The following is an 11,154-nucleotide window of genomic DNA, read 5'->3' on the forward strand; positions in this document are numbered from 1 at the left end:
CCTTCCGGCCTACGGCCTCCAGGACTTGCCGCCAGCAAAGCCCACACCCCTCCCCCAAACCACCCCTGGAGGGGGAAGTTTCTATCTGGCTAAATACCGGAACTTTCTATTTTGCGTTGACAGCAAAATCGTGCGCGAAGAGGCGCCGTAGCGGCGAGTTTATCTCGCCATAAAATCTGTCGGCCCTCCGGGCCTCAGGAAAGCGGTAGGCAGTAGGCTGACGGCCGAAAGCTGAAGGCTCCAGCGGGACAATACCCTTCTAGAACGTTTTCAACCAACCTGCTAGAGTTATGGGAACAGCTTCGCAGGCGCTTGGAGAAAGGAAATCTCGGTGGCCGCGTTCATTGGTTTGCTGGGAATTTTGTTGCTGGGCACGATCCTCTGGGACGCTTTTGAAACCATCATTCTGCCGCGACGCGTCACACGGCGCTACCGGCTGGCGGCGGCGTTCTACCGTTCCACTGGAAGGCCGTGGTTCGCCATCGCGCGCCGCATCCAATCCGCCAAACGCCGCGACGGTTTCCTGGGCATTTTCGGGCCGCTCTCGATCCTGATGCTTTTTGGAGTGTGGGCCAGCGGGCTGATTCTGGGCTTCGCCATGGTGCAGTGGGCGGCCGGCCACATGATGGGCGAACCCTGGACGGTGCAATCGTTCCGTACGCAACTTTACCTGAGCGGCACCAGCTTTTTTACGCTGGGACTGGGCGACGTGATCCCGCACACGCATTTCGCGCGGTTTGTGACCGTGGTCGAGGCCGGGATGGGTTTCGGCTTCCTGGCGGTGGTGATTTCTTATCTGCCGGTGCTCTATGGAGCGTTTTCGCGGCGCGAGGCTAACATCTCGCTGCTCGACGCGCGCGCCGGCTCGCCGCCCACGGCCGCCGAACTGCTGCGCCGCCACGTTCGGCAGCAGAACCTGGAAGCGCTCGGCGAATATCTGCGGGCCTGGGAAAGCTGGGCGGCCGAGCTGATGGAAAGCCATCTCTCCTATCCCGTGCTCTGCTACTTCCGCTCGCAGCACAACAACCAGTCGTGGGTGTCAGCTCTGGCCACCATCCTGGATGCCTGCGCGCTGCTCGTTGCCCACACCGAGGGCGCGCTGCGCTGGCAGGCGGAACTCACCTTCGCCATCTGCCGTCACGCGCTGGTGGACCTGGCGCAGGCCCTATCCATCCCGCCGCGCCTCGTTTCAGCCGACCGCTTTGAGCCCGCCACGCTCGCCGAGCTGCGTGAGGTCCTTTGCGCCAGCGGGACGCCCATGTGCAGGGAACGGGCGGCAGAAGAAACGCTCGAGAAAATGCGGGCCATGTATGAGCCGTACCTGTTCGGATTTTCCGAGCGGCTGGTGATGACGCTGCCCGCCTGGGGACCCGCCGGGCCACGCCTTGACAACTGGCGAACCAGCGCCTGGGAAAAGGTCTCGTCAGCAGCAAACCCGTCAGCCACAGTGAGCGTGGAAGAAGATGACCATTCCTGAAATATCAAAAGCAGCTCACGCAAAGACCCCACGGCGCAGTGTCCATCCTAAGAGTCGCGCAAATCAGGCACGTCGCCGGTCCCAGGTCCGGAGTTCTCCCTCGGATCTGCATAGTCGCCAGAATGGTGGAGCGCTTGTCCCTCGCGGGGAAAAGCATCGTAATTCTCGATGTCGGGAAGGATTTTCTGCTCAGCCACGTTTAGCGCAAGTTGGACCGCTCCAAGCACCGTCGCTTCAGTTGCCAGCTTGCTGACCGCGACGCGGGGCCGGCAGAATTCGTTGCGTTCGATGATCTGGCTGGTGGCTTTGAAAAGGGCGGGACGCGAGCCGACGCGACCTCCCAAAACAACCAGGGATGGATTGAGGACAACGCATATGTTCGTGACCGCGTCGGCAAGAATTCGAGCTGTCTGCTGCAATATCCTGCCGGCCAGCGGCTCGCCTGATTCTGCCAGGTCCAGAATGCCCCCGCCGTCCAACTCCGATTTCTGGCCACTGCTCCCGCCGCTCTGACCCTCCAGATTCCGCCAGGCACACTCAATCGCCTTGGCGCCAATCATAGCTTCCAGCGGCCCAGGCTTCAGAATCGCCAGCGGGCTCTCCTCGGTTCCGGGTACGTAGAGATAACCGATCTCACCGGCCGCCCAGTCGGCGCCGTGATACAGGTGGCCATTGATAAAAATCCCTGCTCCAATCCCGGAACCGACCGTCAAAAAGACGAAGTTTTTTACTCCACGTGCAATGCCCCAGCGCCCCTCGCCAAGCGCCGCCAGGTTGACATCATTTTCAACTGTTGCGTGTGTCCCAACTCTCTCCGCGAGAACCTCGCGCAAGGGAACGGCCTGCCATTGCGGCAGAATAGGGGCGGAAAGCACGACCCCTTTCTGGATGTCAGTAATCCCTGGAACGCCCGCGGCCAGCGCCACCAGCTTTTTCGCCGGGACCTTATGCCGGGCCCGGAGCTTCCTGATGCCGGTGGCGATCAGCGAAACGACATGTTCCGGAGTACTTTGGGAATGCGTCGCAACGTCAAGTTTCTCGACAATGGTGCCATTGAGGTCGGCGAGCGCAATCCGCACCAGCGATGTCCCGATGTCAACACCCGCCACATAGCCCGCTGCAGAATTAAAACGGAGAAGATTGGGTGGGCGGCCGCCATTCGAGGGTCCCTGACCCATGGGCTCGATAAGGCCATGTTGTTTCAGATACGCGACGCCGCTGGAGATTGTCGGGGCGCTGAGTCCGGAGTATCGGGCAAGGTCCGCCCGTGAACAGGGACCATGTTTCCGCAAGAGACGGAGAATCTGCTGCGCATTAAAGTCGCGAAGCAGTCTCGGCCTTCCTAACATCCGTTTCTCCTGACCGCATGGGCGCGAGGCGGCCAGCGTGCTCAGGGACCAGAACAAGTCCGCCCATTCGCCTGCTGAGGCTGGCTAATGGAGGATTATAGAATCTCCGCCTGCACTTTCCGGCACTTTGATCATCTCCGGGCGCTCTTCCCTTTCGAGTGAGCTATGCCCCCAATAGCCCGAAGCCTCGGCAATGTCTAAGATCGGCCCACTGCAACTGTGTAGAGCTTAACATGGCCGTGGGCTTCTGAATTCTTCAGATGCGAATCTTGGGTGCCAGCGAAAAATTCCTGAGCCGCAAACATGCCTGCCTCTCGTGCTGCTGAGGCAACGCAGTTTATCAAAAGACCCGCGAACAAATGCATTTTTCAATACTCCACCAGTTTCTCGACGCGCGAGGCGCAAACCGGCATGAAGCCACATCGCTGCCCATCCAGCGACGCTTCTTCATTTCGCACTTTGGACATGCCCACGCTTTGTGATAAAACGGACGCGTTATGAAAGTCTGGGTCTGGCTGGGACTTGCGGGTGCGGTGATGCTCGCGGGGTGCGCGGTCGCCTGTCATCGCAGGACAACTCGCCCCGTCACCACGCAAGTTGTGGTCTTGGGATTTGATGGCGCCGATCCGACGCTGATTTCCAAATATGTAGCGGCCGGCCGGCTTCCGAACCTCGCCCGCCTCGCCCGGACAGGCACGTTCAAGCCGCTAGCGACGACCAATCCCCCGGAATCACCTGTGGCATGGGCCTCATTCGCGACCGGCATCAATCCGGGCGGGACGGGGATTTTTGACTTCCTCAAGCGTGACCCGAAGACGTATCTTCCCCAGCTTGCGCTGGTCGATAAGCGAAAGCCCGAGTTCCTCTTCAGCCTGATTCCCATCCGCCCGCCCAAGGCGATTAATGAGCGCCACGGCACGCCATTTTATGCCGCCGCGGCTGAGGCCGGTTACAAAGTGACCGTGCTTCGGATGCCGCTTGAGTTTCCGCCCACCGAAGTGCCCGGCGGGAAACTCCTGGCCGGCCTTGGCCTGCCAGACGTTCGTGGCACCTGGGGAACGTTCTTTTACTTTGGGACAGACCTGACACCGTGGGACGTTGGGGATACGGAATTCGGAGGAAAACTGGTCCGGCTGACGGTTGAAGATAATCGTGCCACCGCGCTGGTGGATGGCCCCCCCGATCCCACGGCGAAGAAGTTCAGCCGAATCTCCGTTCCCGTGGAATTCACCGTCGCTCCTGCGGACAAGACGGTTACCATTCGGCTGGGCGGCAACTCAGAAAACGTCGGCGAAGGCCAGTGGAGCAGATGGTTCCGATCCAAATTCCCCGTTACGCCGTTTGTCTCGATCAATGCTATTTCGCGCTTCTATGTCCTCGAGACTTCACCCGACCTTCGGGTTTACATGTCACCGCTCAATATCGATCCGGTGCATCCCATTCTGCCCATTTCCTACCCCGCCGAGTTCTCCGCACAGCTCGCGCGAACCTATGGGCTCTACAAAACTCTCGGCTGGTGGCACGATACCTGGGCGCTCAATGAAGAACGGATCAGCGACGGAGTCTTTCTGCAGGATTGCTGGCGAACGTCAAAGAGGCTGGAAGACATCACGCTCGACGAGCTTCGCAACCACCCGCCGTCGCTGATGGTATCCATTTTCACTTTCACGGACAGCATCCAGCACATGTTCTTCCGCCTGATCGATCCTCAGCATCCCCGCTACGATCCCGAGGAGGCCAGGGCGTACGGTAATGCGATTCCGCAGGCATACGAGCGCATGGACGAAATCGTCGGCCAGGTGCTTAAAGCCATGAAACCCGGCGCAACCCTCATCATTGTTTCTGATCATGGCTTTCACACCTGGCGGTGGGGATTTAACACCAACACCTGGCTTGTCCAGAATGGTTATATGACCCTCAAAAATCCCGGCACGGGCGGGAAGAATTACAAATTGGAGGACCTTTCCGGCCAGGGCAGTTTTTTCCCGAATGTGGACTGGAGCCGGACCAGAGCCTACGCGCTGGGTTTGGGACAAATTTATCTGAACGAGCGGGGGCGTGAGGGGGAAGGCATCGTAAGTCCGGGACCCGAGGCAAATCAGTTGCTGCACGAGATTCAGCAGAAGTTGTTGGCCTATCGCGATCCTGACAACGGCCAGCCCGTCTTGAAGAATGTCTATCTCAGCAGGGACATTGATCACGGACCTTACATGAAGGATGCGCCCGACCTTCAACTCAATTTCCAGGTGGGGTATCGAACCTCGTGGCAGACGGCCCTGGGCGCCATTCCTTCCGGTGTGGTGGTTGCCAATGTGCGAAAGTGGAGCGGCGATCATTGCGCCTCCGATCCGAGCGACACTCCCGGCATCTTCTTCTGCAATCGCGCGGTTGAATCGCCAAAGCCCGGCATCCTCGATATCGCTCCCACGGTCCTGATAATCCTGGGCGCCGCCCCGCCCGGCCACCTGGACGGCAAGCCTTTGGACTTCAGGCCAGCGTCTGCAGATAAGGCCCGCAGGTAGGAGGAAGTCCCGCGATGGAGCCACGGTTCGAGGGTCACAGCTTCATATACACGAACGTGACCAGGGAATGGCATTGAAGATCCCAGCCCGAGTGGCTGAAAATGCCCGCCGCACGCCAAAGGGGACGCTGTGGCTTGCGCGACTGCCCGAAATGGTAGAAACGCTCGGGCGCCGCTGGTCACTGACGGTCGGTGATCCCTTCGACCACGAGGACCTGACCGAAGGCTGGGTTGCGCCAGTGACACTCTCAGATGGAACTCCCGCGGTGCTGAAGCTTGGCAATCCGCACATGGAGGGCGAGCACGAAATCCAGGGGTTGCGCTTCTGGGATGGTGACCCGACGGTTCGCCTTCTGGAGGCTGACGAGGACCACGGCGCCATACTCCTTGAGCGCTGCCAACCCGGAACGCCCTTGCGTGCATTACCGGAGCCCGAGCAGGACCCGGTGATCGCAGGACTACTAAGGCGCTTGTGGCGATTGCCGCGCGCACCGCATCCCTTTCGCCCCCTGTCAGAGATGCTGAAACATTGGAGCCGGCAGACGCTTGCGGATGCGCAGAAATGGCCCGATGCAGGGCTGGTGCGGGAGGGTTTGTATTTGTTCTACGAACTGCCGCGCACTGCGACCGCGGAAACCTTGCTGGCGACGGATTTACATGCGGCCAACGTCCTCCGTTCTGAACGGGAGCCCTGGCTGGTGATCGATCCGAAGCCATTTGTTGGTGATCCGGCCTACGATGCAACACAACATCTTTTCAATTGCCATGAGAGGCTTCGAGCAGATCGCGACAGAACGATACGTCGCATTGCCGACCTGCTCGAGGTGGACCATGAGCGAGTCCGGCTATGGACCTTTGCGCGGGCCGCTGCGGAACCCCACGACGACTGGAACGATGAAGAATCACTGGCAATCGCCAGAGCCACAGCTCCTTAGAAAGTGAATCCCAGGTGTACCTTGATAGCGCGGCAGCAGCGCCCTCTTACTGGTTGTCGGAAATCTCACGGCAAAGGAACGGGGCCACCATCGTTTGATAGCGTCACCAGGGTGAGAATCGTCCGCACTCCTGAAAGTCTCCGGTGCTAGAATGCGGGTGCGCCATAATCCACATATGATGAACTGGTTCCCCAGGAGGAGGCATCTTTGAGCGAAATGAGTGAGCGCGATGACATCGGCAAGAAGAAACCGGCGTCTAATATCTCACGAAGAAAGTTCCTGGCTGGAGCGACGACAGCGGCAGCGCTAACCGCCGCGCCAGGAAGTGTTTTGGCGGCCTCGCGGGCGGGAGCGGAATCCGGATTTTCCGGTTTGGGCGCGCAGGGTGGGACTACCCCGCGGGAGAAATCCAACTTCGGGACCATCCGCATTGACGCGACGCCCGGGCACGAGACAAATGCATTCAAACCGAACGAAGCGCTGGGAACTTCAATTGACATGATTCCCTACAAGGCGGCGGACAAGCTCTATGCCGCCCCGATGGTCAAACAGTGCCTGTCTGCCGGCTGGGGACCCATGAGCTACCGCCAGCACACGGAATTGCAGATCGCCGCCTGGCACTGGAATCCCACGGGCGCCTGGAGCGATGCCGCCCGCAAGCGCGGCTATTTCACGGGCAGTTCCGAGCTCCGAGAGCCTATCCTCCATTCATACGGCTACCACCTGCGCCATCGCGGCAATACGCGGAACGGCGGGACAGAATCCGGCTTCTCGCGCCTGACCGATGGCGACCCCAACTCTTATTGGAAAAGCAATCCCTACCTGGCTGAGCGTTACACCGGTGAAAGCGATGCGTTACATCCGCAGTGGGTGGTAATCGATCTTGGAACGGCCCAGCCAGTGAACGCCATGCGGATTGATTGGACTGATCCATACGCGCGCGCGTACAGCATCCAATATTGGACAGGCAATGAAGATGCCATGAGCAAGCCCACCGGAGGCGTCTGGAACACCTTCCCCGGCGGGCTGCTCAAAGAAGGGCATGGCGGAAGCGTGACGCTGAGGATTTCAACGCTGCCCATCACAACGAGATTCTTGCGGGTCCTCATGACAGAATCATCGCACACGCCGGACACGCACGGGCCTGAGGATCCCCGGAACTCGGAAGGATACGCGATCCGTGAAATTTACGCAGGCACGCTGGACGCCGATGGAAATTTCGTAGACCTGATGCAGCATTCACCTGACCAGAACCAGACGGCAACTTACTGTTCCTCCATCGATCCCTGGCACGATGAAGGCGATCTCCACATGGAGGGAGGTGAACAGACGGGGTTCGATCTCTTCTTCACCAGCGGCGTCACCAACAACCTTCCGGCCATGGTACCCATCGCCATGCTCTACGGAATCCCGGAGGACGCGGCAGCGCAGATCGCCTATTTGAAAAAACGCGGATATCCCGTTTCCTATGTGGAAATGGGCGAAGAGCCGGACGGGCAGTACGCCATGCCGGAAGATTACGCCGCTCTGTACCTGCAATTCGCCTCGGCCATTCACCGCGTTGTGCCAGAGGCCAAACTCGGAGGCCCGATATTCGAGGGCGTCAATGAAGATATCAAGGTCTGGCCGGATGCTCAGGGCCGCACGTCGTGGCTGGGCCGCTTTCTGGATTATCTGAAATCGCATGGACGGATTGACGATCTTGCCTTCATGTCGTTTGAGCATTATCCCTTTGAGCCTTGTGCTGTAACCTGGTCTGATCTCTACCGCGAACCGGAACTTGTGAGCCACATCCTCGACGTCTGGAGAGAGGACGGCCTGCCTGAAAACGTTCCGATGATCATTTCGGAGTGCAATCTCTCCTGGAACCTCAACCAGTCGTTTGTCGATATCTTTGGCGCGCTCTGGCTGGCAGAGTATGTGGGCGCGTTTCTGGCCGCTGGCGGCGCCGGAATTAATTACTTCCAGTTTTTCCCTTTCCCGCTCCACAGCGGCTGCCATGGATGGGGGACTTTTGGCGCGTTCGCCGCCGGTGAAGACCACGAAATCAAGGGGTACACTTCGCAGTATTTCGCTTCACGATTGATTAACCTGGAATGGGTGAAACCCGGTGGCCGAATGCATCATTGCTGCCGCGCATCGACCGATGTTCGGGATGGTGCAGGGAACGAATTGCTGGCCGCGTATGCGCTCGATCGGCCCGACGGAGAATGGTCATTGATGATCGTCAATCGTGACCAGCAAAATGCCCGCAAGGTCCATGTCGTGTTTGAAAATCAATCGGCCCGGAAAGAAGGCGGCTTTTCTGGCAAAGTCAGGATGGTGACTTTGGGAACAGAACAATTCCAGTGGCATGCGGACGGAAGCAACAGCCACGCTGATCCGGACGGTCCGCCGCTGGAGTCAACACTGCAAGCTGAAAAAGGAACGCTGTTCACCTTGCCGAAGGCTTCTCTTACGATCTTGCGGGGAAGAGTTGAACGTTAAAGCGGGAAACCCAGGCGCCAGGAGCAGAGAAGATTCACAGATGGTGACTGAGGGAGTTTCCTGCCCGGCGCGGATTGAACGGCCGCCGGCGCTGTCCCGGAGAATTCATGACTTCTTTTCCATCCAGAGTATTCTTCCTGGCAGCTTGCCTGATGCTGGTGGGAAGCGCAGCACAGGCCGCTCGCAATGTGGTCGTTGTCACCATTGACACTCTTCGGGCCGATCATCTGGCCTGTTACGGATACGATCGGATCAAGACCCCCGCCATCGACCAGCTTGCAAGGACTGGCATCCGCTTCGCGAACGCCTTCACGCCCGTGCCCATCACTCTGCCTGCGCACACGGCATTGATGACCGGCCAGTATCCGATGGCGACGGGAATTCACGATTTCAGCGGCAACAAGCTGAACTCCGGCACGGCGACTCTCGCTCGAGTTCTGAAGGCGAATGGATACTCCACCGCAGCATTTCTCGGTTCGGCGGCCCTCGACTCGCGCTTTGGCCTGGACCAGGGGTTTGACACCTATTACGACCATTTCAATCTGGGACGATCGAGAGAGATCCACCTGGACCAGATCGAGCGTCGCGGCGACCAGGTTGTGGACCTGGCGTTGAAGTGGCTCGAGTCCCACCCGCAGAAGCCCTTTTTCATCTGGGTACACCTCTACGATCCCCATGCTCCATACGATCCTCCGGAACCTTATGCCCGCGTGTACCGCAACCATCCTTATGACGGGGAAATCGCCTTCGCTGATGCACAGGTCGGCCGATTGTTCGATTACCTGAAACGACAACACCTCTACGAGAATTCACTCGTCGTTCTGGCCAGCGACCACGGCGAGAGCCTGGGCGAGCACGGTGAAAAAACACACGGCTTCTTTGTTTACAACGCAACACTCCATGTCGCTCTGATTGTCCGAATCCCCGGCGAGTCTCCGCGCGTGGTGCAGCAGGGAGTTTCGCTTGTGGACGTGATGCCGACCGTGCTTCAGGCCCTCGATCTTCCGCTGCCCGCCAGCGTACAGGGGCAAAGTCTCCTGGGCGTGATGGCAGGCCGTCCGTCGGGAAAGGTGTCAGGCCAATACGCTGAGAATTACGCCCCGCTCATCCACTTCGGCTGGAACCGCCTGATGACTCTCGAATGGCGCGGAATGAAGTACATTGAGACGACACGACCTGAACTCTACGACCTGAAGACGGACCCTCACGAGCTTCACAATCTGTTCAACACTCATCAAGCCCTCGCGCACGAGATGAACGATCGGCTGCAGGATTTAATCCGCCGATACACACCCAGATCGAAAACTTCCACGGCTGCCGGACAATCAACCGATCCCGCGCTTCTCGCCAGCCTTCGCTCTCTCGGTTACGCCGCGGTTTCAGTGGCGAACCTCCCCCAGGCCGACACCAGGAACCTCCCTGATCCCAAGGACCGGGTCCAGGCTTACAATCTTGTCTCCGAGGCGCTGGTTGATAAGCAGCAGGGCCAATATGAGGAATCGTTGCGCAAGCTGATGCAGGCTGAGATGACGGCGCCTGAAACATTGACGATTCGCTTCCTTGCCGCACAGGACGAGCTTGAGCTCAAGGATTACGTCCATGCGGTGGAAGGCTTCCAATACGTTTTGCATCGCAATGCGAGCGATGGCGCGGCAGCGTACTACCTGGGAGTTGCGCAACTCGGCTCCGGCAATGTCGATGGCGCCGAGGGATCGTTCAAGCGCGCGCTCGAGATCGACCCGCGCAACTTTTCAGCAGCCTATAATCTCGGCGTTGCTTACAGCCGACAGAAGCGTGCCGACGATGCCATCGGAGCATTCCGCCGGGCGGTTGAAATTCTGCCCGACTATGCGGAGGCGCACGAAGCGCTCGGCGAGCTCTATCTCTACCTACAAAGGCCGAACGACGCTGCCAGGGAGCTCGAACGCGCCGTGGCTGCCGATCCCAGGATGGCCAAAGCACATTATGAATTGGCCCGCGCCTACCAGGCTCTTGGGCTGGAAGCGAAGGCCCAGCGCGAGTTTGCCCGCGCCAAGGCGCCCTGAATTCCGCCTGTACAAAAAGGATCGCTGCTAGTAACGTAGCTTACTGGCCGTCCCATGCCTGGACCGCTCAACTATCGCCCTTCTGAGAACTTTCGGGTTAATTGGCTTTTTTCAGGTTTTTTCCTGTCAACGCAAAATAGAAAGTTCCGGTATTTAGCCAGATAGAAACTTCCCCCTCCAGGGGTGGTTTGGGGGAGGGGTGTGGGCTTTGCTGGCGGCAAGTCCTGGAGGCCGTAGGCCGGAAGGACTTGCCGGCCGCGGCGCCGGGCAGGGCGTCAGACTGAGATAGGCTCCCCGGAAGCGCAGCCACACCGTGCCGTCCAGCCGTTGCTCCACCTCC

The 11,154-nt window shown here is 59.1% G+C and carries 7 protein-coding genes; 5 read left to right on the plus strand and 2 right to left on the minus strand.

Annotated features, from left to right (window positions below):
- Positions 1–331 precede the first annotated feature (331 nt).
- Positions 332–1,477, plus strand: coding sequence for a potassium channel family protein (locus VFQ24_06675; GenBank protein ID HET9178025.1), 1,146 nt, complete (start codon positions 332–334; stop codon positions 1,475–1,477).
- A gap of 47 nt (positions 1,478–1,524) precedes the next feature.
- Here VFQ24_06675 and VFQ24_06680 read toward each other — a convergent pair whose 3' ends face one another.
- On the minus strand, positions 1,525–2,826 hold the full coding sequence (locus tag VFQ24_06680; GenBank protein ID HET9178026.1) for an ROK family transcriptional regulator: 1,302 nt from the start codon (positions 2,824–2,826) through the stop codon (positions 1,525–1,527).
- A 497-nt stretch (positions 2,827–3,323) separates the two neighbouring features.
- Here VFQ24_06680 and VFQ24_06685 point away from each other — a divergent pair, with 497 nt between their 5' ends.
- The 4 genes from VFQ24_06685 (at position 3,324) to VFQ24_06700 (ending at position 10,814) form a co-directional block, all read left to right on the plus strand.
- Positions 3,324–5,348 (plus strand): alkaline phosphatase family protein, encoded by a 2,025-nt coding sequence (locus VFQ24_06685; GenBank protein HET9178027.1) that lies wholly within the window; start codon positions 3,324–3,326, stop codon positions 5,346–5,348.
- Positions 5,349–5,415: 67 nt separating this feature from the next.
- The gene (locus VFQ24_06690; protein ID HET9178028.1) at positions 5,416–6,282 is read left to right on the plus strand and encodes an aminoglycoside phosphotransferase family protein; all 867 of its coding nucleotides are present in this window, start codon (positions 5,416–5,418) and stop codon (positions 6,280–6,282) included.
- 216 nt (positions 6,283–6,498) lie between these two features.
- Entirely contained in the window at positions 6,499–8,769 is a 2,271-nt protein-coding gene (locus VFQ24_06695; GenBank protein ID HET9178029.1) for a discoidin domain-containing protein, read from the plus strand.
- A 107-nt stretch (positions 8,770–8,876) separates the two neighbouring features.
- Positions 8,877–10,814, plus strand: a complete 1,938-nt coding sequence (locus tag VFQ24_06700; protein ID HET9178030.1) for a sulfatase-like hydrolase/transferase — start codon at positions 8,877–8,879, stop codon at positions 10,812–10,814.
- Between the two features lie 153 nt (positions 10,815–10,967).
- On the opposite strand, the gene VFQ24_06705 is transcribed toward VFQ24_06700, so the two are convergent.
- Positions 10,968–11,154, minus strand: a 187-nt coding sequence (locus VFQ24_06705; protein HET9178031.1) for a hypothetical protein, incomplete at its 5' end; no start/stop codon positions are given.

The organism is Terriglobia bacterium (genome assembly GCA_035712365.1).
Lineage (GTDB): Bacteria > Acidobacteriota > Terriglobia > UBA7540 > UBA7540 > SCRD01.